Origin of the sequence: Pseudomonas trivialis (genome assembly GCF_036864995.1) — a bacterium.
Taxonomy (GTDB): Bacteria; Pseudomonadota; Gammaproteobacteria; order Pseudomonadales; family Pseudomonadaceae; genus Aquipseudomonas; species Aquipseudomonas trivialis.
The window spans coordinates 2,566,964-2,586,643 of sequence record NZ_CP142151.1 but is presented as its reverse complement, the minus strand read 5'-3'; the positions used below and the strand labels follow the sequence as shown (position 1 = coordinate 2,586,643).

General features: G+C 59.9%; 17 protein-coding genes and 2 pseudogenes. 10 read left to right on the top strand and 9 right to left on the bottom strand.

Annotated features, from left to right (window positions below):
• Positions 1-89 precede the first annotated feature (89 nt).
• Positions 90-2,126, bottom strand: a complete 2,037-nt coding sequence (locus VRB54_RS11335; RefSeq protein ID WP_338480931.1) for an NADH:flavin oxidoreductase — start codon at positions 2,124-2,126, stop codon at positions 90-92.
• Between the two features lie 123 nt (positions 2,127-2,249).
• Here VRB54_RS11335 and VRB54_RS11330 point away from each other — a divergent pair, with 123 nt between their 5' ends.
• The gene (locus VRB54_RS11330) at positions 2,250-2,897 is read left to right on the top strand and encodes a TetR/AcrR family transcriptional regulator (RefSeq protein WP_186753830.1); all 648 of its coding nucleotides are present in this window, start codon (positions 2,250-2,252) and stop codon (positions 2,895-2,897) included.
• A gap of 31 nt (positions 2,898-2,928) precedes the next feature.
• Positions 2,929-3,150 carry a hypothetical protein gene (locus VRB54_RS11325; protein WP_338480929.1) on the top strand — a complete coding sequence of 74 codons (222 nt, stop codon included), beginning with the start codon at positions 2,929-2,931 and terminating at the stop codon, positions 3,148-3,150.
• Positions 3,151-3,280: 130 nt separating this feature from the next.
• On the opposite strand, the gene VRB54_RS11320 is transcribed toward VRB54_RS11325, so the two are convergent.
• Complete coding sequence (locus VRB54_RS11320) at positions 3,281-3,748, bottom strand: DUF1203 domain-containing protein (protein ID WP_338480928.1); 468 nt, start codon at positions 3,746-3,748, stop codon at positions 3,281-3,283.
• A gap of 171 nt (positions 3,749-3,919) precedes the next feature.
• On the opposite strand from VRB54_RS11320, the gene VRB54_RS11315 reads away from it, so the two are divergent.
• Positions 3,920-4,540 carry a LysE family translocator gene (locus tag VRB54_RS11315; protein WP_338480927.1) on the top strand — a complete coding sequence of 207 codons (621 nt, stop codon included), beginning with the start codon at positions 3,920-3,922 and terminating at the stop codon, positions 4,538-4,540.
• A gap of 40 nt (positions 4,541-4,580) precedes the next feature.
• On the opposite strand, the gene VRB54_RS11310 is transcribed toward VRB54_RS11315, so the two are convergent.
• From VRB54_RS11310 to VRB54_RS11285, 6 genes are all read right to left on the bottom strand, one after another.
• Entirely contained in the window at positions 4,581-5,897 is a 1,317-nt protein-coding gene (locus VRB54_RS11310) for an MFS transporter (RefSeq protein ID WP_338480925.1), read from the bottom strand.
• Between the two features lie 66 nt (positions 5,898-5,963).
• The gene (locus tag VRB54_RS11305; RefSeq protein WP_338480923.1) at positions 5,964-6,488 is read right to left on the bottom strand and encodes a gamma carbonic anhydrase family protein; all 525 of its coding nucleotides are present in this window, start codon (positions 6,486-6,488) and stop codon (positions 5,964-5,966) included.
• A 12-nt stretch (positions 6,489-6,500) separates the two neighbouring features.
• Positions 6,501-7,691, bottom strand: coding sequence for a CaiB/BaiF CoA-transferase family protein (locus tag VRB54_RS11300; RefSeq protein WP_338480922.1), 1,191 nt, complete (start codon positions 7,689-7,691; stop codon positions 6,501-6,503).
• Positions 7,692-7,716: 25 nt separating this feature from the next.
• Positions 7,717-8,646: a hydroxymethylglutaryl-CoA lyase gene (locus VRB54_RS11295; RefSeq protein ID WP_338480921.1), complete on the bottom strand. Its 930-nt coding sequence runs from the start codon at positions 8,644-8,646 to the stop codon at positions 7,717-7,719.
• A 106-nt stretch (positions 8,647-8,752) separates the two neighbouring features.
• Complete coding sequence (locus VRB54_RS11290) at positions 8,753-9,664, bottom strand: LysR family transcriptional regulator (RefSeq protein WP_338480919.1); 912 nt, start codon at positions 9,662-9,664, stop codon at positions 8,753-8,755.
• Positions 9,665-10,220: 556 nt separating this feature from the next.
• Positions 10,221-10,421, bottom strand: coding sequence for a hypothetical protein (locus VRB54_RS11285; protein ID WP_338480917.1), 201 nt, complete (start codon positions 10,419-10,421; stop codon positions 10,221-10,223).
• A 217-nt stretch (positions 10,422-10,638) separates the two neighbouring features.
• Between VRB54_RS11285 and VRB54_RS11280 the strand changes: the two genes are divergently transcribed.
• The 3 genes from VRB54_RS11280 to VRB54_RS11270 all read left to right on the top strand — a co-directional run bounded on the left by VRB54_RS11280 (position 10,639) and on the right by VRB54_RS11270 (position 14,199).
• Positions 10,639-11,529, top strand: a complete 891-nt coding sequence (locus tag VRB54_RS11280) for a serine hydrolase domain-containing protein (protein ID WP_338480916.1) — start codon at positions 10,639-10,641, stop codon at positions 11,527-11,529.
• A gap of 130 nt (positions 11,530-11,659) precedes the next feature.
• Positions 11,660-13,036: a cystathionine beta-synthase gene (locus VRB54_RS11275; protein ID WP_338480915.1), complete on the top strand. Its 1,377-nt coding sequence runs from the start codon at positions 11,660-11,662 to the stop codon at positions 13,034-13,036.
• Positions 13,033-14,199, top strand: coding sequence for a cystathionine gamma-synthase (locus VRB54_RS11270; RefSeq protein WP_338480914.1), 1,167 nt, complete (start codon positions 13,033-13,035; stop codon positions 14,197-14,199). Before VRB54_RS11275 ends, VRB54_RS11270 begins: the two co-directional genes overlap by 4 nt.
• Before the next feature lie 66 nt (positions 14,200-14,265).
• Here the strand turns inward: VRB54_RS11270 and VRB54_RS11265 are convergent, their stop codons facing one another.
• Positions 14,266-16,464, bottom strand: a complete 2,199-nt coding sequence (locus VRB54_RS11265) for an OsmC domain/YcaO domain-containing protein (RefSeq protein ID WP_338480913.1) — start codon at positions 16,462-16,464, stop codon at positions 14,266-14,268.
• A 194-nt stretch (positions 16,465-16,658) separates the two neighbouring features.
• Here VRB54_RS11265 and VRB54_RS11260 point away from each other — a divergent pair, with 194 nt between their 5' ends.
• The 4 genes and pseudogenes from VRB54_RS11260 to VRB54_RS11250 all read left to right on the top strand — a co-directional run.
• Complete coding sequence (locus VRB54_RS11260) at positions 16,659-17,333, top strand: HAD family hydrolase (RefSeq protein WP_338480912.1); 675 nt, start codon at positions 16,659-16,661, stop codon at positions 17,331-17,333.
• Positions 17,334-17,696 (top strand): annotated as a pseudogene (locus VRB54_RS24565) (PAS domain-containing protein); the annotation flags it as partial. It lies immediately after the preceding gene.
• 195 nt (positions 17,697-17,891) lie between these two features.
• Positions 17,892-18,989, top strand: a complete 1,098-nt coding sequence (locus VRB54_RS11255) for a methyl-accepting chemotaxis protein (protein WP_422396102.1) — start codon at positions 17,892-17,894, stop codon at positions 18,987-18,989.
• A 282-nt stretch (positions 18,990-19,271) separates the two neighbouring features.
• Positions 19,272-19,520, top strand: a pseudogene (locus tag VRB54_RS11250) (isochorismatase family protein); the annotation flags it as partial.
• Positions 19,521-19,680: the final 160 nt, after the last annotated feature.

Below are 19,680 nucleotides of genomic sequence, written 5' to 3'. Positions count from 1 at the left end.
AATTCAATCAGACCAACGTTCGGGGCAGTAACTAAAGGCGTCTAAATCAGGTGACGGCTGTCTTTATTATTGTGGGCGACACACGGCAGCTAGAGGTCCTTGACCAGCCGCAGGGCATCGTAGATAGCCGCATGGGTATTGCGCGATGCCACTGCATCACCAATGCGAAACAGCTGAAAGCGCCCTTCGGGGTTGCTCATAACGGTTTGCGGCTTGCCGGCGATCAGTTCCATGTACTGCACGGCGCCTTCGTTGCTGGTCAAGGGTTTGAGTTCGAAATACAGCTCGTCCAGCGGCCGGGTTCCATGGTTGACCACCACCTGATCCACCAGGCGTGTCCTAGTCAGGTCACTGTAATCGGTGCCGATCGTAGCCAGTAATTGGTCGCCTTGTTTCTCCACACCCTTGAGCCGGTAGGTGACGGTAAAGGTGGTGTCCAGTTGCTGCAACGAGCGCATGTAGGGAACCAGGTTCATGCCCATGACTTCCGGCGCGAACGAGCGGTCGGGGGTCATGATTTCAGTCTTGGCGCCACTGCGGGCGATGAACTCGGCGGCTTGCAGGCCGGCGTGATCGCCCGCATCGTCGTACACCAGCACATTGCGCCCGGGCTTCACGTCGCCGGAAATAATGTCCCAGCTTGAAACCAGGAATTGATTGCCGTGTTCCAGCACTTCGGTGTGCGGCATGCCCCCTGTCGCCACGATCACCACGTCGGCATTTTCATCGAGAACAATCGCGGTGTCTGCCCAGGTGTTGAAGTGAAACGTCACGCCAAGGCGTTCGCATTGCGCCATGCGCCAATCGATGATGCTGATCATTTCTTTGCGCCGCTCGGACTGCGCGGTCAGGCGAATCTGTCCGCCGGGTTTGTCCGCCAGCTCGTACACAACCACCTCGTGGCCGCGTTCTCCTGCCACACGTGCCGCTTCCAGGCCGCCAGGGCCGGCGCCGACAATCACCACTTTGCGCTTCTGCGCAGCCTTGGGTATTTCATGAGGCATGGTGGTTTCACGCCCGGTCGCGGCGTTGTGGATGCAGTAGGCAGCGCCAGCGTTGTAAATGCGGTCCAGGCAATAGTTGGCGCCAACGCAAGGGCGTATATCGTCTTCACGGCCTTCGATGATCTTGCGCACGATGTGCGGGTCGGTCATGTGCGCGCGGGTCATCCCGACCATGTCCACCAACCCCGAGGCAATGGCATGACGCGCTGTGGCCACATCGGGAATTTTCGCTGCATGGAAGGTCGGGAAGCCGGTCAGCGCCTTGATTTCACCGGCAAAGTCGAGGTGCGGGGCATTGCGCATGCCCTGGATCGGGATGATATCGGTCAGCCCTGCGTCGGTGGCGATGTTGCCGCGAATCACATTAAGGAAGTCGACCATGCCACTTTCTTTCAACATTTGGGAGATCTGCAAGCCTTCCTCTTTTTGCAGGCCGCCGGCGAGGACCTCGTCCCCGGTGTAGCGAATGCCGACAATAAATTCCGAGCCCACGCGTTTGCGAATGGCTGTGAGCACATCGAAGGTAAAGCGCAGGCGGTTTGGCAGCGCGCCGCCATACGGCGCGTCCAGTTCGTTGGTCAGTGGCGACCAGAACTGGTCCATCAAGTGGCCGTAGGCTTGCAGCTCGATGCCGTCCAGACCGGCGGCTTTCATGCGTTCGGCGGCATCGGCGTAGTCGCCAATGATGCGGTCGATATCCCAGTGCTCGAGCTGCTTGGGGAAGGCGCGGTGTGCGGGTTCTTGATTGTGGGAGGGAGACACCACCGGTAGCCAGTCGCCTTTGTCCCAGCGGGTACGCCGGCCCAGGTGAGTCAGCTGGATCATCACCGCCGCACCATGTTCGTGGCACTCGTCGGTCAGGTCTTTCATCCAGCCAACTACTTCGTCCTTGTAGGCCAGAATATTGTTGAACACGGGCGGGCTGTCACGGGATATCGCGGCGGAGCCTGCGGTCATGGTCATGGCTACACCGGCTTTGGCACGTTCAACGTGGTAGGCCCGGTAGAGTTTTTTCGGCATCCCGTCTTCCGGGTAAGCCGGTTCGTGGGAAGTGGTTATGATGCGGTTGCGCAGGGTCAAATGCTTGAGGCGATAAGGCTGAAGTAGCGGATCGTTTTTCATATCGGTCTCGCAAACAGGTCATCAGGCACCCCGACAATATGCCCAATGTACATAGGTGTCAACGATATTAACGCTAGTGTACAGTCAGCCTGGAAAAGCAAATTGAGAAGGTAAGAAATGCCCATGAAAGCAACGACCTCAAAGGCGGAACCGGCAAGCCGAGGTTCACTGGAAGGCTGGCTTAATGCGGCCTACGAAAGTCTGACTGAGTCAGGCGTCGATTCCGTGCGAGTTATGCCGCTGGCAAAAAAACTGAATTTGTCGCGCACCAGCTTCTACTGGTTTTTCGAAGACCGCGATGCCTTGCTCGTAGCCTTGATCGAACAATGGAAAAACAAGAACACCTTCAACTTGGTGACCCAATCCCAGGCCTATGCCGAGTCCATCACCGAGGCGATTCTCAATGTCTTTGACTGCTGGATGAACAGCGAATTGTTCGACTCGCAATTTGAGTTCGCCATGCGCAGTTGGGCGCTGCAATCACCGGAAGTGGCGCAGGAAATCGGCCAGGCTGACGTACAGCGCGTCGAGGCATTGCGGCAGATGTTCGCCCGTTTCGGCTTTGAACACGATGCTGCGATTACCCGTGCCCGTTCGATCTACCTCACACAGATCGGCTACATCAGCATGAAAACCCAGGAGCCCTTCGCCCAGCGCATGCGCTACATGCCCGAGTACCTGAAAATTTTCACCGGCAGGGAGCCGGAAGCCCGTGAGCTGGAGCGCTTTTATCAACGCAACGGTTTTAGCGGTGCCGATTTGAACGTCTAAAAAACATCGACTTACAGCGGCGCAGAAGACTGTGGCCGAGCATGACGTGACGCCTGTAAATGTCGGCCACACTCAGCCTATACGACGTCGGCCGGTGCTCCAGGCAGGTTTCGGTGGCAATGTCCCTGGCCGGCTGCACCTGCTCCCGACTGCGCAGATTTCCTTGCAGATCACAGGCGAGGACGACCTGCTGCTCACAGTTTTATCAGCGCTCGAACTTCTCTATTTCCAAGAGCAGTATTCGGTGCAGTGAATCGCTCCAGTTTTTGTTGGGGCGTGATAAATCGCTTGTGGCCGATTTCTGCCGTTTGTGGCGGGCAGCGACCGGCCAGTCGCTGCCCAGCAAAGCCGAAAGAAGAACCAACCACCAAGACCTGCGTCGACTACGCACGATCTATCCGCCCGGAGTAACAACCCTGCTTGGCATGGTGAACGTGAATGTAACCAACCTCTGGATTGGCAAACATCCAAGTAACGACAGTTTCCATTGCTACTCCATCAGCGACATCGGCGTCGAGCATCATCCCATCATCAGTGAAAGCGCGAAGTGATAGCAGGCGGATTCGCATAGACTCGGGTACCTCACCGACTGCGTCATAAGCTTGCGTGGCCCATTCCCGTATGAAGATCGCGTGTGAGGCGCGGTATGGCGTCGTGGCGGGCTGGCTGACATGGTTGAGTAGAAGCACGCTTTGACCTGGCTGCGCATCCTTCATTTCGATACGGTCAGGAAAGCCTGGGTGGCTGTCGACGATGTAACGCTTTATCCCGAGCGATGCGAGATCTTTGTCGGGCAACCCAAACAGTGACTGGAATGGCTCGGGGGAAAGGCCAGTGATACGAAACGCCATGATCGAACTCCTATGGGTTTGAAGTTTTATCAGACTGGAATTCGTACCGTACCTGCTATCCGATTCTTGCTGCTTTATTCAAGCTGCCGCGAATCGCCGGCTGGCCGATTGCCCGAACGCCCTCACCCACCTTATCCTGATCCCTCTCAGTCTCACGAACCCGGAGCCGCCATGGACCTCTCCACCCTCGCTCTATTCCTCCCCGCGTGCTTCGCCCTGAACATGGCGCCCGGCCCTAACAACCTGCTTTCCGTGAGCAACTCCACCCGGTACGGCTACCGCATTTCCTGCCTGGCCGGCATCGGTCGCCTGGTGGCCTTCGCCGGCATGATCGCTCTCGCCTCCGCCGGGCTGGCGGTGGTGCTGCAGACCTCGGAGTTGTTGTTCTACGGGATAAAGATCCTGGGGGCGGCGTATCTGTTTTACCTGGCGTTCCAGCTGTGGCGCGCGAATCCGCTGGCCGATGCGCAATCGCAGGCCAATAAGGCAGGGCTATGGGCATTGGCGCGTCAGGAGTTTCTGGTAGCGGCGGGCAATCCAAAAGCGATTCTGATCTTCACTGCATTCCTCCCGCAGTTCGTTGTCCCCGATCAACCTGTCACGCCGCAATTTGCCTCGCTGGGTGCGATGTTCCTGGCCCTGGAATGGATCGCCATCAGCGCCTACGCCTACATGGGCCTGCACATGCGTCGCTGGTTCGCAGCGCCACGGGGCAAGCGGATATTCAATCGGTGCTGCGCCGGGTTGTTGTCGGCGGCGGCAACGGTGTTGTTGATGGCGCGCCGGGCTTGAGGCATCTCGCGTTTCAGCGTGCCCGTTCATGCGCGCCGCGTCAGGGCCGAGGATTCTTGACGTAGCGCATGACGACGAAACAGGCGATTAAAATCAATGGCGCGATGGAGAGCATGCCCATGTAGGTGGAGCCAGACAGATCGTTGATCTTGCCTACCATCACAGGTGCAACGATGCCGCTCAACTGGCCGATGGAGTTGATTGCAGCCGTGCCCGTGGCGATCGCCAATCCCGAAAAGGTTGATTGCGGAATGGTCCAGAAAATCGGGATCGCGATAAAGGTGCCCGCCGTCGCGAGTACGAGAGCGGCCATCATGGCCCATGACGAGTCCGAGAACAGGCAGGCCAGCAGATAGCCCACTGCCGCTGCCATTAGGCACAGAACCAGATAGCGCTTGCGCTCACCGGTACGATCGGAGCGCCGTGTCAGCCATATCATGCCGACGCACGCCACGATGTAAGGCAGCGCCGAAAGCATCCCGACCCAAAGCAGATCCTGCACGCCGGAAGATTTGATCAGGTGCGGCATCCAGAAATTGAGGCCATAGGAAGCGGACTTGATCACGAAGTAGATGAACGCCATGATCGCGACTTCCGGGGTCAGCAACACACGCCACAAGGAGCCCAATACCGGTTTCTGGTTGACCTTGTCATGCGCCAGATTGGCCGCCAGCAGGTCCTTCTCGCTACGGCTTAACCACTTGGCCGATTCGATGTCTCGGTCCAGTTTCCACAGTACCAGCAGGCCGAGTACCACGCAGGGCAGCCCGGACATCAGGAACAGCCAGTGCCAGCCAGCCAGACCGAACACGCCATCCATTGTGCCCAACAGAATGCCCGCTGCCGGCCCTCCGACGGCGCCTGCCAAAGGTACAGCGAGGAACCACAGGCCATTCATCTTCGCCAGGTGCTTCTTGGGAAACCAGCACGCCAGGTAGAACAGGATCGCCGGGCCAAAACCGGCTTCCATGACGCCGATCAAAAAGCGCAGGAAGTACAGGGTGTATTGGGTGTAGGCGAACATCAACGCCGCCGTCGCCAGCCCCCAGGAAACCATGATCCGGCAGATCCAGGCAGGCGCACCATAGCGCTTGAGCCCCAGGCTGCTGGGGACTTCGAATAGCACGTAGCCGAAGAAAAACATGCTCGCAGCAAGGCCATACGCCGCGTCGCTCAAACCCAACTCTTGCTGCATCTGGGCCTTGGCGAAGCTGATGTTGATCCGGTCAAAATAGGAAAAAAGAAAGCAGATAATGGCCAGCGGCATAATGCGCCAGGCCACACGCCGATAGAGCAGCAACTCGTTGATCGTTTCTGTGTTGCGCGCAAGCGCGATTTCGCCAGTCATGGCAACCATGATGTTTCTCCATTGTTGTAATTATTGGAGAGAAGCAAGGTTCTTCAGGAACCCTGCTCAATGGGTTCAGCTGATTAGAATAAGTTTGGCCTTGTACGTCTGACCTTTAACGACATAGTCGGCGGCGTTTCGCTGCATACCGGCAATTGCTTCAGGTGTCAGTTCGCGCACGACTTTGGCGGGCGAGCCGAGAATCAGGGAGTTGTCCGGGAACACCTTGCCTTCGGTGACAACCGCTCCGGCACCGACCAGGCAGTTCTTGCCGATGACCGCGCCATTGAGCACCACAGCCTGAATCCCGATCAGCGCTCCGTCGCCGATGGTGCAACCATGCAACATGGCCTGGTGGCCGATGGTGACGCCCTCGCCCACCGTCAGCGCAAATCCTGGGTCGGCATGCAGCACAGCCCCCTCCTGCACATTGCTGTGCCGCCCTACTTTGATCGGCTCGTTGTCACCACGCAGTACCGCCTGCGGCCAAACACTGACCCCCTTTTCCAGGATGACATTGCCGATGATGGTGGCGTCCTGCGCGATGAACGTTTCGGCGTGAATGGCAGGAATAAGGGTGTCGTATTGATAAATCGCCATGGCAGTTCCTCCTCAAGCCGGAGCATCGGTTTTCAGAACACCGGCGGCACACAGCTCGGCGATGTGTTCATCGCTGTAGCCCAGTTCGCGCATGACCTTGTGGGTATGCTCGCCGACGCGTGGAATTGATCGCCGCGGTTGCAGGCGCTCGCCATCCAGGGACAACGGCAGCAACGGCATGGCGGTGAACGATCCGTCTTCGAGCTCAAGATTTGCCAGGCCGCCGCTATGCAGCAGGTGAGGATCCTCAAACAGTTCCTCGGGCCGCCGAATCGGTGCAAACGGAATGCTGTTGGCCTCAAGTTCCAGCGCCAACGCTTGAGCGTCCATGGTGGCAAACACTTCAGCCAGGTGAGCCAACAGGCGCGGCCGCTGCAGCACGCGATCGTTGTTGGTCGCCAGGGTCTGGTCGTCCAGCAAGGCGCTCTGGCCCAGCAAATGACACAAGGCGCTCCATTGGCCTTCACCGGTGGCGGCGACGAACATCTGCTCGCCACCGGCGAACTCGAACACATCGTAAATAGCCCAGGCGCTGATACGGTTTGGCATCGGAGCAGCGGCCTGACCAGTCACAGCGTACTGCTGCATATGCTGTGCAGCGAGCAATACGCAGTTTTCGTAAAGCGCGCTCTGCACCTCACGACCGACACCCGTGACATTACGATCATTGAGTGCAGCAAGCACACCAATGGCACCGAACATGCCCCCCATGATGTCATTCACAGAGCTACCGGCACGCAGAGGTCTGCCTACCGGGCCGGTCATATAGGCCAGGCCTGCCATCATTTGCACCACTTCATCCAGGGCCAGGCGATTGTCGTAGGGGCCGCTGAGAAAGCCTTTGTGCGAGGCGTAGATAATGCGCGGGTTGCGCGCTCGAATCGCTGCGTAACCGAAACCGAGCTCGCTCATGCGACCGGGTTTGAAGTTCTCGATGAAAACGTCCGCGGTATCGATCAACGCCAGTACCGCATCTCGGCCTTGTGCAGTATTGACGTCGATGGCGATGCACTGTTTGTTGCGGTTGAACGTGCGAAAAAAACCGGCACCCGCGCCCAGCAGGCGGCGTGTACCGTCTCCGCGAATGGGTTCAATCTTGATCACCTCGGCACCGAGGTCACCCAGGATCATTCCGCAGGTTGGACCCATCACCATATGAGAAATTTCAACGACACGGATGCCGTCCAATGGAAGCCTGGACATTATTGTTTTCCTCGATCAGACAGGTTCAGGGGCGACTGGCAGCCGACACGTAATTGAGTGGCAGGCCGGCGCGCGCAATGCAGCCGTAAAGGGTTTCGTGCGGCAAGGCGTCGCGCAGCACCTCGCGGGACGCGATCAGTGCAGCCAGGTCAATGCCGGTCTCGTGGCCCATGCTTTGGAGCATGAACACCAGGTCCTCAGTGACCGTATTGCCGGATGCGCCCGGTGCGAACGGACAACCGCCCAACCCGGCCAGTGACGAATCGAGCTCGGTGATACCTTGCTGAACGGCGACCAGGCTATTGGCAAGCGCCAGGCCTCGAGTGTCGTGGAAGTGCGCAGCCCTGAGCTTGTCACCCGCGATGGCGCGAATCGCCTGCAAGGTGCACGCGACCTGGCCTGGATTGGCATAGCCCGTGGTGTCGCCCAGGGACACCAGATCGCAACCGGCTTGCAGTACATGCCCGGTTAGCTCGCAAAGATCGCTCAATGGCACATCACCTTGGCGGGTGCACCCGAACGCCACAGACATTCCGGCAATGACCTGAACGTTGTGCAAGCCAAGCTCGGTGCGAAGCAGGCACATCTGCGCCAACTCCTCGACCATCTCCAGCGGCGTACGACGCACATTAGCCAGGCTATGGGCAGCGCTGACGGACACCGGCGCAATAATTCGGTGAGCGCCGGATTCCAGTGCATCACGACAGCCGCGCAGGTTAGGCGCCAGCACCGTGACAACCAGATCCGGAAAGCTCAAGGCATGGGCGACGACCTCTTTGGCATCGGCCATCTGCGGCAAAAGTTTGGCGGGCACAAAGGACGCCACTTCCATATAGCGCACGCCGGCGGCATAGGCGGCATCGATCCATTGTCGTTTGGCAGACGTCGACATAATGGCTTGAAGGCTTTGCAAGCCATCACGCATGCCGACTTCATTGATTGTTATTGTTGTCATGAAAAAACTCTCACAGGCCGAAGCGTCACTTCAGATTAAAGAGCCATAAATGCAGCAAAAAGACGTTATTTACGCGTTGATCCATCGTCAACCGCGATGGATGCAATCAGGGCTGGGAATGAAGCGGTGTTGCGCGCGAAAGCAAGTGATCCAGCAAACGGCGCGCTGACAGCGAAAGTGCATCCCGATCACGCACACAGATAACGAACTCACCCAACGCCCAATCATCGGTCAGGGGAATAACGCGCAGGTCAAACAGCGATGCATACCGTGCCACGGCTTCCAGTGGGAATACAGCAAGTCCCAGGCCGAATTGCACCAGGCGGAATGCTGCGTCGAACGACGATACATAGGAACGAAACCGTAACTCATGACCATCCCTCGTCGCTTCATTACGCATAAAGTTATTCAACGTGGCGAAAGCGGATAACCCCAAGTGATCAAAGGCCAGGGTCTCTGCGAACGCAATACGGGTGCGATTGGCCAGGGAATGGTTCGATCCGATCACGACGGCCAGATGATCACGACGATAAGGAATAAACTCCAGATCACCCACGGCCATGGAGCGTCGGCAAATGCCTAAATCTGCATTGCCTTCGGCCACTCCGCGCACCACATCGGGACTGAAACGCTCCTCGATGTCTGTCTGGATTCCCGGGTGCTCGAACATGAAGTCAGACAGCTCTTCCGGCAGGAACTCCATAATTGACGAAATGTTTGCCAACACCCGTACATGTCCACGGGCGCCTTCAGCGTATTCGCCAAGCTCGCTATCGAGCCGTTCCATCGCGCGAGTCAGAGACCGCGCGTGCCGAAGTAGCGCCAACCCCGCCGGAGTCGGTTCAACCCCACGCTTGCTGCGGCTCAGCAGCGGCGTACCAAACCGCGCCTCAAGGTCGGAAATACGTTTACTGACCGCCGACGGCGCAATGAATCCGCGCTCGCTGGCGCGCGTAATCGTGCCCTCTTCACAGACCAGAATGAATAAGTGCAAGGTTAAGTGATCCAGGTGCTGCATTACGTCCTTCCTTCAAGTCGCAATGTGGCGCGAAAAGACGTATTTCCCGCGTTCAATCTACTGAGGTTTTCGCAAATTCTGGATATACGCAAGCAGCGCTTGAATGGCTTCGGGCTTTGCAGGCACTTTGAAGGGCCGCTTTTGGCCGATTCTGTTGAAAAAGTCGATCATGGTTTCCACGGCAGAGAAGTACGCGTCCGAGATTGAAATCTTTACTTTTGTTAGAGGTTTCCAGACGCAGATTTCACGCAGCAGCGTGCAAAAATGGCGTTCTCACTAGGCAATGGCCAGGCAGTTTTGGGTAACCGACTTTTTCAACAGAATCGGCCGAAAACGATCGTTTGTTAGCGACAGCTTTCGACCCAAAGCTATCAGTCGTAAGAATTTTAAATCGGAGATCAGATGAACTGCCCGGTAGCTTTCAAGACGGCTATGTCGAACCGGCAGTCCAATCGTAACCTGAGCAAATACGGCTAGGCGCAGGCATACCCGTATGGCCTTCCGTCCTGAGAATGTTCTATTCAGTCAAGGAAACCTGCCTCTGCAGTGCAGGGGCTCAAGCCACTCCAGGTGCGTGATTTTTTATCAGGCTCATTGCCGGGGACTTTTGCACCTTCCGAACCTGGCGCGCCATCTGCGCCTGGCTTTCCACCCGTTCCTCCGGCGCCGCCGGAATCTCCTTTACCGGGAACAGTGCCACTCCCACCATGACCGCCCGCCCCTCCATTTCCACCTGCACTCCCGCCAGCGCCGCCATTACCGCCTGCTCCGCCAGTTCCCGCCAACTGCTGCGGCGCCGGCGAGCCGCAGACCAAGTGACTGTGGGGCATCTGCTTCGCAGCCACTTCAATTGGATAAGCGTAAACAGATGAGCAGGCTGCGTACGCCATGCTTAAAGCCATTATGCTGGTTGCAATTTTCATGGCTTCTCTCAGACTTGTCGGGATGTCGATCCACTCAACATAGGCAAGCCAATGTTCAGTTCACTCCTATCGAATGGTCAACCTCTCACGCCTGATCGATCAGAACCGATGGCACCCTGGTGGAGCTTTACGAAAACAGTCCTGGCTGCGACAACCCTATCGTTGGTACGTGACGGATTGATCGGGTTGGACGACGTCATCCCTGATCAGCTTTTTACGTTACGCCAGCTACTGCGGCACGAAGCAGGTCTGGCTGATTACGGCGAACTGGCGGCCTATCACGCCGCTGTCAAGAACAATGAGCCAGCCTGGCCAGCCGATGAAATGATGCGACGCCTTGACGGCGCTCGGCTTCGATACAGTCCCGGAACGGGTTGGCGTTACTCGAATGTCGGCTACCTGCTCATCGGCAGGCTGATTGAACGGCTGACAAATCTGACGCTTGAGGAAGCGGTGATTCAACGCTCACTTTCTCCTTTGGGCCTATCGAACGTCCGCTTTGCAAAAACGCGGGCGGATTTGCAAACAACCCATTTCGGAAGCGCGGCACATTACGACCCCGCGTGGGTTTACCACGGTTTGTTGATCGGCCCGGTGTCGCAGGCCGCGTTATTTCTGGATCGACTCTTCTGTGCAGACCTGCTGCTCCCAACGAGCTTGCTTGAGGAAATGCAGACGGTGCGACCCCTGGGCGGTCCGATTCCCGGACGCCCCTGGATTACGCCGGGCTATGGCCTTGGTGTAATGCAGGGTCCGATTGACGGTGGGTATTCTCTGTGTGGACACACCGGCGGCGGGCCTGGCAGTGTCATTGCTGTCTACCGTATCTGCGTCGGCGAAAAATCGGCATGCTGTGCTGCTTTTGAAGCGGGTGCCAGTGAAGGTGCCGTCGAAGCCTTCGTTGTTGAGCAACTGATGCAGGCTTTGCGTCAGGGTGGCTGAAGACGTCCTGATCCGCCATGCGCCAAAAAATACATCCACCCGACCGCCCGGTTGCGAGTGGCATGATCTCGACCTATGGTCCAAGGCATGTTTTGCATTTGCTGTCCCCCTTCCGCACTCAGGTGACGACATGCCTACACCCTCCCGCCCCGCCGTGCTCGAGCTGATCGGCAATACACCGCTGGTTCGCGTCAGCCGTTTCGACACTGGCCCCTGCACCCTGTTTCTCAAGCTCGAATCACAGAATCCCGGCGGTTCCATCAAGGACCGTATCGGCCTGGCGATGATCGACGCGGCCGAGCGCGATGGTCGTCTGCGCGCTGGCGGCACCATTATCGAAGCCACTGCCGGCAACACCGGCCTGGGTCTGGCGCTGGTCGGCCGGGCCAAGGGCTATCGCGTGGTGCTGGTGGTGCCCGACAAGATGTCCACGGAAAAAGTGCTGCACCTCAAGGCCATGGGCGCCGAGGTGCATATCACTCGCTCCGATGTGGGCAAGGGCCATCCCGAGTACTACCAGGACGTGGCCGCGCGCATGGCCAAGGATATTCCTGGCTCTTTCTTCGCAGACCAGTTCAACAACCCGGCCAACCCGCTGGCCCACGAGACCAGCACCGCGCCGGAGATCTGGGCGCAAACCCAGCACGACCTCGACGCGATTGTGGTGGGCGTGGGTTCGGCGGGCACGCTCACCGGGCTCACGCGGTTTTTCAAGCGCGTGCAGCCGGAGCTGGCGATGGTGCTGGCCGATCCGGTGGGCTCGGTGATGGCCGAGTACAGCCGCAGCGGCCGCATGGAAACACCCGGCTCGTGGGCGGTGGAAGGCATCGGCGAAGACTTCATCCCGTCGATTGCCGACCTCTCCAGCGTGCGCCACGCCTACTCCATCAGCGATGAAGAAAGCTTCGACCACGCGCGCCAGTTGCTCAAGGCCGAGGGCATTCTCGGCGGCTCATCCACCGGCACCCTGCTCGCCGCTGCGCTGCGCTACTGCCGCGAACAGACCGAGCCCAAGCGCGTGGTGACCTTTGTGTGCGACACCGGTACGCGCTACCTGTCGAAGGTCTACAACGACCAATGGATGAACGACGCCGGCCTGTTGCAGTACAAACATTACGGCGACCTGCGCGACCTGATCGCCCGCCGTTTCGAGGACGGCCGCGTCATCAGCGTGAGCCCCGACGACACCCTGCTCACCGCGTTCCAGCGCATGCGCCTGGCCGACGTGTCACAACTGCCGGTGCTGATGGACGGCCGGACACTGGTGGGGGTGATCGACGAGTCCGACATTCTGCTGGGCCTGCACCATGACGCTGCGGATTTTTCCATGACTGTTGCCAGTGCCATGGCCGACACCCCGCACACCCTCGCCCCCGGCGCCAGCCTGGCCGAACTGCAGGCCGAGCTGGATCGCGGCCTCGTCGCCATCATTGCCGACGCGTCGGGCCTCCACGGCCTGATCACCCGCGTCGATCTGCTCAACCATTTACGGAGATCCCTTGCATGAGCCAGCCCGATAAAAGCGCGTTCGCCACCCGTGTGATCCACGCCGGGCAATCGCCCGACCCGAGCACGGGCGCGCTGATGCCGCCGATCTACGCCAACTCCACCTACCTGCAGGACAGCCCCGGTGTGCACAAGGGCTTTGACTATGGCCGCTCCCACAACCCGACGCGCTTTGCCCTGGAGCGCTGCGTGGCGGACCTGGAAGGCGGCACTCAGGCATTCGCCTTCGCTTCCGGGCTGGCCGCGATCTCCACCGTATTGGAATTGCTCGATGCCGGCGCGCATATCGTCTCCGGCAATGACCTGTACGGCGGCACCTTCCGCCTGTTCGACAAGGTGCGCCAACGCAGCGCCGGGCATCGGTTCAGCTATGTCGACTTGAGCGATGTGGCGGCGTTTGAAGCGTCGTTGCAGGACGACACGCGCATGGTCTGGGTCGAAACCCCGAGCAATCCCCTGCTGAGCCTCACCGACCTGCGCGCCGTGGCGCGTATCTGCCGTGCGCGCGGCATCATTTGCGTGGCCGACAACACCTTCGCCAGCCCATGGATCCAGCGCCCGCTGGAGCTGGGGTTCGATGTGGTGGTGCATTCCACCACCAAGTACCTCAACGGCCACTCGGACGTGATTGGTGGCATCGCGATTGTCGGCGACAACCCGGAGCTGGCCGAGCGCCTGGGCTTCCTGCAGAACTCGGTTGGCGCCATCGCCGGGCCGTTCGATGCATTTCTGACCCTGCGCGGCGTGAAGACCCTGGCCCTGCGCATGGAGCGCCATTGCAGCAACGCACTGCAACTGGCGACCTGGCTGGAGCAGCAACCGCAAGTGGCGCGGGTGCACTACCCCGGCCTGAAATCCCACCCACAGCACGAACTGGCGCAACAGCAGATGCACGGGTTTGGCGGGATGATTTGCGTGGACTTGAACACCGACCTGGCCGGTGCCAGACGTTTTCTGGAAAACGTCAACCTCTTCGCTTTGGCCGAAAGCCTGGGCGGCGTGGAAAGCCTGATCGAACACCCGGCGATCATGACCCATGCCAGCATCCCGGCGGCCACTCGCGCGCAACTGGGGATTGGCGACGGGTTGGTGCGGTTGTCGGTGGGCGTTGAAGACGTGGAGGACTTGCGCGCCGACCTGGCCCAGGCCCTGGCTCACATCTAAAGATGTCCAGGCAGCAACGATCAACTGTGGGAGGGAGCAAGCCCCCTCCCACACGAAAACCGTGTCTCAGGCGGAGGTAACCCCGGCCCGCGCGCTGTGCAGCTTCTTGTAGCTCTCGATCAGACGCAGGTGCCGGTCCAGCCCTTCAAGCTTCATGCTGGTCGGCGTCAGGCCATAAAAGCGCACGCTGCCGTCTACCGAGCCAATCACTGCATCCATGCGTTCAGTGCCGAACATACGGCGGAAATTGGCCTCGTAGTCTGCCAGCGCCAGGTCGTCGTCCAGCTCCATCTCCAGCACCGCGTTCAGCGCCTGGTAAAACAAGCCGCGTTCGGCGGTGTTGTCGTTGTACTGCAGGAACATCTCCACGCACTCCTTGGCTTCTTCGTACTGCTTGAGAGCGAGGAAGATCAGCAGCTTCAACTCCAGGATGGTCAATTGGCCCCACGCGGTGTTGTCGTCGAATTCGATGCCGATCAGGGTGGTGATATCGGTGTAGTCGTCCAGCTCGCTTTCGATCAGGCGTTCGACCAGCGCGTGCAGTTGCGCGTCATCCAGGCGGTGCAGGTTGAGAATGTCTTCGCGGAAAAACAGCGCCTTGTTGGTGTTGTCCCAGATCAGGTCGTCTACCGGGTAGATTTCCGAATAGTCGGGCACTAGGATCCGGCAGGCAGTGGCACCGAGGTGCTCGTACACCGCCATGTACGACTCCTTGCCCATGCTCTCGAGGATACCGAACAGGGTCGCGGCTTCCTCGGCATTGGAGTCTTCGCCCTGGCCGGAGAAGTCCCACTCGACGAATTCGTAATCCGATTGCGCGCTGAAAAAGCGCCACGACACCACGCCGCTGGAGTCGATGAAGTGCTCGACGAAGTTATTCGGCTCGGTGACCGCCTGGGCTTCAAAGGTCGGCTGCGGCAAATCGTTCAAGCCTTCGAAACTGCGTCCTTGCAGCAGCTCGGTGAGGCTGCGCTCCAGCGCCACTTCCAGGCTTGGGTGCGCGCCAAACGAGGCGAATACACCGCCGGTACGCGGGTTCATCAGGGTCACGCACATCACCGGAAACTCGCCGCCCAGGGACGCATCCTTGACCAGCACCGGGAAGCCCTGGGCCTCCAGGCCTTGAATGCCCGCCAGAATGCCGGGGTACTTGGCCAGCACTTCAGCCGGCACATCCGGTAAGGCGAATTCGCCTTCGATGATTTCGCGTTTAGCAGCGCGCTCGAAAATTTCCGACAGGCACTGCACCTGGGCTTCGGCGAGGGTATTGCCCGCGCTCATGCCGTTGCTGAGGTAGAGGTTCTCGATCAGGTTGGACGGGAAATACACCACCTCGCCATCGGACTGGCGCACAAACGGCAGCGCAACGATGCCGCGCGCTTCGTTGCCGGAGTTGGTGTCGAACAGGTGCGAACCGCGCAACTCGCCGTCGCGGTTGTAGACCTTCAGGCAGTACGCATCGAGGATTTCCCCCGGCAGTTCGTCGTTGGGCCCAGGCTGGAACCAGCGCTCATCCGGGTAATGCACGAACGGCGCATTGGCCAGCTCCTCGCCCCAGAACTGATCGTTGTAGAAAAAGTTGCAGTTGAGCCGCTCGATGAACTCACCCAGGGCCGACGCCAGCGCGCCTTCCTTGGTGGCGCCCTTGCCGTTGGTAAAGCACATCGGCGACTGCGCATCGCGGATATGCAGCGACCACACGTTGGGCACGATATTGCGCCACGAGGCGATCTCGATCTTCATGCCAAGCCCGGCGAGGATGGCGGACATGTTGGCGATGGTCTGCTCCAGCGGCAGGTCCTTGCCGGCGATGCGGGTGCCAGCGCCTGCAGTCGCGCCGGGCATCAGCAGGGCCTGGGCGTCGGCGTCGAGGTTCTCGACTTCCTCGATGACGAACTCGGGACCTGCCTGCACCACTTTCTTTACGGTGCAGCGGTCGATGGAACGCAGGATGCCCTGGCGGTCCTTGTCGGAGATATCGGCGGGCAACTCGACCTGGATCTTGAAGATCTGGTTGTAACGGTTTTCCGGGTCGACGATGTTGTTCTGCGACAGGCGGATATTTTCCGTGGGTATATTGCGCGTCTGGCAATACAGCTTCACGAAGTACGCCGCGCACAGCGCCGACGACGCGAGAAAATAATCAAAGGGCCCCGGCGCCGAACCGTCGCCCTTGTAGCGAATCGGCTGGTCGGCAATCACCGTGAAGTCATCGAACTTCGCTTCAAGTCGGAGGTTGTCGAGAAAGTTGACCTTGATTTCCATGGGGGCACACCAGAATAACGACTGAACAAAAATGGCCGCCATTATGAGGTTTTTCCCCGGAAAGTTTCAGGCTTTTGCCAAAGCCTGCGCGAATGAGCAAAAAATCGAACGGCAAAACCCCGGGGCACTCCAAAGCCTGTGATGTCACTCAAGCTGATGTCCCATCATCTTTTTTCTGATCGGAGAACAGCCCCATGCGACCTCAAACCTCCTTTATTTTCGACCTCGACGGCACCCTCACCGACAGCGTTTACCAAAACGTGGCCGCCTGGAAAGAAGCCCTCGACGCCGAAGGCATCCCCCTTGCGATGTGGCGCATCCACCGCAGAATCGGCATGAGCGGCGGCCTGATGCTCAAGTCGCTGTCCCGCGAAACCGGGCTCGACATCAGCGAGCCCCAAGCCGAACGCCTGAGCAAACTGCATGCCGAGGCGTATGCGCGACTGCAGGGGCAGATCATTGCGCTGCCGGGCGCCGTCGCGCTGCTCGATCACCTCAGCCAGGTCGGCCTCAACTGGTGCATCGCCACCAGCGGCGGCCTGGACACCGCGAAGATCAACCTCAAGGCGCTGGAACTGGACATTGACGAGGTGAACATCATCACCCGTGACGATGTGAAGTACGGCAAGCCCGACCCGGACCTGTTTCTGGCCGCCGCGCGGCATATGAAGGTGCCAATCGACGAGTGCCTGGTCATCGGCGACGCCGTGTGGGACATGCTCGCGGCGCGGCGTGCCAAGGCCACCGGAATCGGCCTGCTGTCGGGGGGCTATGACATCGGCGAGCTGGAACGTGCGGGCGCGCTGCGGGTTTACGAAGACCCGCAGGACCTGCTCGACCACCTCGATGAGGTCGCTTCACGCCCCTGAATGCCGTCCCGGAGTGCCTGGCGAAAAATCGGCCATCAACTTATTCGAGGTGATGCCGATGACCTGTCTGGCACTTCAGGGAGCAGCACCATGCGCAACAACCAGCCCGTAACACAGCGTGAGATTTCCCTCGCGCCGTCGCAGAAACTCATCTCCGCCACCGACACCCAGGGGATGATCACTTACTGCAACGACGCGTTCGTCGATATCAGCGGTTTTGATCGCGCCGATCTGATCGGCGCACCGCAGAATATCGTGCGTCACCCCGATGTCCCGCCGGCGGTGTTTGCGCACATGTGGCGCGCGCTCAAGCAAGGCCAGCCATGGATGGGCATCGTCAAGAACCGTTCGAAAAACGGCGATCACTATTGGGTCAACGCTTACGTCACGCCGATATACGACGGCAGCCGCGTCGTCGGTTTCGAGTCGGTGCGCGTAAAACCCACCGCCGATGAAATCCGCCGCGCCCAGGCGCTGTACCAGCGGATCAGCCGAGGCAAACCCGGTGTACCGCGCCAGGATGCCTGGCTGCCGACAGCCGTGGCGTGCGTGCCGTACATGGCCACGGGCCTGGCTGGCAGCGTGGCCGGGATGTTTCTCGGCGCTCCGGTGGCGGTTGCCGTTGCGCTGGCCGTGGCCGTGCCGGTGGGCGTGCTCTGCGCGCGCTGGCGCCAAGGCAGCACACTGCGCCTGCTGGCGGGTGTGGAACCGTCGACCTCGGATGCGTTGATCGCGCAGATGTACAGCGACGCACGCGGGCCCCAGGCACGTCTGGAAACCGCGTTCCTCAGCCAGACTGCGCGCCTGAAAACCTGCCTGACGCGCCTGCAGGACAGCGCCGAGCAGCTCAGCGCCCTCGCCGGCCAGTCCGACCAGTTGGCCACCGCCAGCGCCCAGGGCCTGGACCGCCAGCGTGTCGAAACCGAACAGGTGTCGGCAGCGGTCAACCAGATGGCCGCCACCACCCAGGAAGTCGCCAGCCACGTACAACGCACGGCAGACGCCACCCAGCAGGCCAATGTGCTCACCGGTCGTGGTCGTGAAGTGGCGCGCGATACGCGTGAAGCCATCGAGCGTTTGTCCGCTGTGGTCGGCGAAACCGGCGCCACCGTGGCGCAACTGGCCCGCGACAGCGACGAAATCGGCAGCGTGGTCGATGTGATCAAAGGCATTGCCGACCAGACCAACCTGCTGGCCCTCAACGCCGCCATCGAAGCGGCACGCGCCGGCGAGCAAGGACGCGGCTTTGCCGTGGTGGCCGACGAAGTACGCCAGTTGGCGCAACGCACTTCGCAATCCACCACGCAGATCCACGCCCTGATCACCCAGCTTCAGGCCTCGTCCAATAACGCGGTCAGCAGCATGCAGAACGGCCACCGCCAGGCCGAGGAAGGCGTGGCCCGGGTGCTCGAAGCCGACCAGGCGCTGGTCGGCATCAGCGAAGCGGTGGCCAATATCACCAACATGACCACCCAGATCGCCGCCGCCACCGAGGAGCAAAGCGCGGTCGCCGAAGAGATCAGTCGCAACATCACCACCATCGCCGAACTGGCCGACCAGACCTCGTTGCAGGCCCATCAATCCACCGACCTGAGCAAGGAACTGACCAACACCGCAGCCACGCAGTACGCGCTGGTTGAGCGGTTCAATCGCTGAGGCATGATTGAGGAGCAGGTCAGCCAGGATTTCAGGCGAGCCCATCTCCCGTGGCGAGCGGGCTTGCCCCGCGTTGGGCTGCGCAGCAGCCCAAAACCCGGCGCCTGCGGCGTATCTGGCACACCACACTCGGCCTTGACGGGGGGGCTTCGCCCCCCAACGCGGGGCAAGCCCGCTCGCCACAACAAGCTCGCTTGCCATGGAGTAGCCAGTTTGTCAGGCAGATCTTTTAATCCACCACACCTCGAAATTGCTGAGCTATGTTTGGCGACTGCTCGTACGATTGTCGGCGTGATCACCAACAACTCCGTCGAAGCCACCGCCCGCTCGGGCGGTAACCTGGGGTTCGACGTGACGGTGGTTTCGGACGCCTGTTACACCTTTGACCAGACCGACTTATCCGGGCGCCTCTGGCCCGCCGAAGACGTGCACGCCCTTTCGCTCAGCAACCTGGCGATGGACTACGCCACAATTGTGGCAACCGGTGAGATTCTGGCCGGAAGTCATACGGCATTTCGCCAAGACCTCTAATAGATCCGGTAACGCCGCACTGTGGCGAGCAAGTTTATTGTGGCGAGCGGGCTTGTTGTGGCGAGCGGGCTTGCCCCGCGTTGGGCTGCGAAGCAGCCCCAAACCCGGCGTCTGCGGTGTATCTGGCACACCACACTCGGCCTTGACGGGGGGCTTCGCC

Bases quoted from the DNA above. Each gene is read 5' to 3' on its own strand.
- VRB54_RS11335 (WP_338480931.1), bottom strand. From the start codon at position 2,126: ATGAAAAACGATCCGCTACTTCAGCCTTATCGCCTCAAGCATTTGACC.
- VRB54_RS11330 (WP_186753830.1), top strand. From the start codon at position 2,250: ATGAAAGCAACGACCTCAAAGGCGGAACCGGCAAGCCGAGGTTCACTG.
- VRB54_RS11320 (WP_338480928.1), bottom strand. From the start codon at position 3,748: ATGGCGTTTCGTATCACTGGCCTTTCCCCCGAGCCATTCCAGTCACTG.
- VRB54_RS11315 (WP_338480927.1), top strand. From the start codon at position 3,920: ATGGACCTCTCCACCCTCGCTCTATTCCTCCCCGCGTGCTTCGCCCTG.
- VRB54_RS11310 (WP_338480925.1), bottom strand. From the start codon at position 5,897: ATGGTTGCCATGACTGGCGAAATCGCGCTTGCGCGCAACACAGAAACG.
- VRB54_RS11305 (WP_338480923.1), bottom strand. From the start codon at position 6,488: ATGGCGATTTATCAATACGACACCCTTATTCCTGCCATTCACGCCGAA.
- VRB54_RS11300 (WP_338480922.1), bottom strand. From the start codon at position 7,691: ATGTCCAGGCTTCCATTGGACGGCATCCGTGTCGTTGAAATTTCTCAT.
- VRB54_RS11295 (WP_338480921.1), bottom strand. From the start codon at position 8,646: ATGACAACAATAACAATCAATGAAGTCGGCATGCGTGATGGCTTGCAA.
- VRB54_RS11290 (WP_338480919.1), bottom strand. From the start codon at position 9,664: ATGCAGCACCTGGATCACTTAACCTTGCACTTATTCATTCTGGTCTGT.
- VRB54_RS11285 (WP_338480917.1), bottom strand. From the start codon at position 10,421: ATGGCGGCGCTGGCGGGAGTGCAGGTGGAAATGGAGGGGCGGGCGGTC.
- VRB54_RS11280 (WP_338480916.1), top strand. From the start codon at position 10,639: ATGTTCAGTTCACTCCTATCGAATGGTCAACCTCTCACGCCTGATCGA.
- VRB54_RS11275 (WP_338480915.1), top strand. From the start codon at position 11,660: ATGCCTACACCCTCCCGCCCCGCCGTGCTCGAGCTGATCGGCAATACA.
- VRB54_RS11270 (WP_338480914.1), top strand. From the start codon at position 13,033: ATGAGCCAGCCCGATAAAAGCGCGTTCGCCACCCGTGTGATCCACGCC.
- VRB54_RS11265 (WP_338480913.1), bottom strand. From the start codon at position 16,464: ATGGAAATCAAGGTCAACTTTCTCGACAACCTCCGACTTGAAGCGAAG.
- VRB54_RS11260 (WP_338480912.1), top strand. From the start codon at position 16,659: ATGCGACCTCAAACCTCCTTTATTTTCGACCTCGACGGCACCCTCACC.
- VRB54_RS11255 (WP_422396102.1), top strand. From the start codon at position 17,892: ATGGCCACGGGCCTGGCTGGCAGCGTGGCCGGGATGTTTCTCGGCGCT.